Source organism: Arhodomonas sp. KWT (assembly GCF_010993615.1).
On record NZ_WNXE01000544.1, the window covers coordinates 1 to 1,092 of the forward strand.

Here is a 1,092-nt window from a genome sequence, read left to right on the forward strand (position 1 = left end):
CCAGTGCCGGGCCCACTGCTCGATCTGCGCCTTGTTGGCATCGGACTCGGCGGCGGCGGTCTTGAGCACCGAGTCCACCCAGCGGCTGGTCTCGCCGTACCACTCGTTCATGAACTCGTTGAGCATGGAGATCGTCGAGCCGGCGTCCTTCTGCAGCTCGCCGTCGATGCGCTCGTAGACCAGCGGGAACGAGAGCCCGTCCAGGGCGAAGTTCTGCGCCACGAACAGCTCGAACCAGTCCCGGGTGACCATCAGGTCCTCGGTGAGCCGGCGCAGCGGCTGCCAGGTCTCCGCCTCGAGCCAGGCCTGTTTGCCCCGGTCCAGGGACTCGCAGGTGTTGCCGTCGAGCATCAGCCCGATGCGGGAGAGGTACTGGGCGATGCCCAGCCGATCCACGGCATTGAAGCTCGCCGCCTGGGTGATGGCAGTGCCGTAGCCGTAGGCGCAGATGTACATGTTGTTGAGGTTCGCCGCGTACTCCGCGTGACGCAGGGGCACGAACACCGCCTCCGCGCGCTCCCGGGTTCCGGCACCGACCAGATCGAGGAGATTGCGCTTGTCCACGAAGGCGTAGTTGCGCTCGGCGACGTCCTGCTGCTTGGAGCGGGTGATCGTCCAGGTGCCGTAGTAGAACTGCCGCGGATCGCGGAAGGCGTACCAGTCCGCCATGTCGATGGCGGTACGGCCCGTGTCGTAGAGCTCGTGGTCCGGGTCCCAGAGGGGCCGGTAGTGGAAGTTCACCGTGGGCTGGAGGTCGTACATCGCCTCCAGGTAGCGCGAGGCGGGCTTGTCCGCCCCCTGGCGTCGGGCCACGTTGGAGAACGTGTGCCGGATGGGTTCGATGGATGCGGTCTTGATCTCGATCGCCATGCTCTCCTCCTGATTCGCTGACCGTTACGTCCGGGCGCTAGAGTCCGCCCTCGCGCCACTTCTCCCGTTCCGCCTCCCAGCGCGCGGCCTGCTCCTCGGAGATCCGCGCCGCGTTGTTGTGGGCGCAGAACTCCTCGAAGGCCCGCTCCGGCAGGATCATCTCGATGTAGAGATCCGCGTCGCCGAAGGAGAAGTCGAACTCTACGAACCCGTCGGCGCGCC

Annotated in this window: 2 protein-coding genes; both read right to left on the bottom strand. The window is 66.5% G+C overall.

Translation table 11 applies throughout. The annotated features are described in order from the left end of the window. Positions 1 to 870, bottom strand: an 870-nt coding sequence (locus tag G7A99_RS20590; protein ID WP_163143734.1) for an aromatic/alkene monooxygenase hydroxylase subunit beta, incomplete at its 3' end; no start/stop codon positions are given. Between the two features lie 37 nt (positions 871 to 907). Next, positions 908 to 1,092 (bottom strand): phenol hydroxylase subunit (locus G7A99_RS20595; RefSeq protein WP_163143736.1); only part of this gene is annotated, 185 nt, incomplete at its 5' end.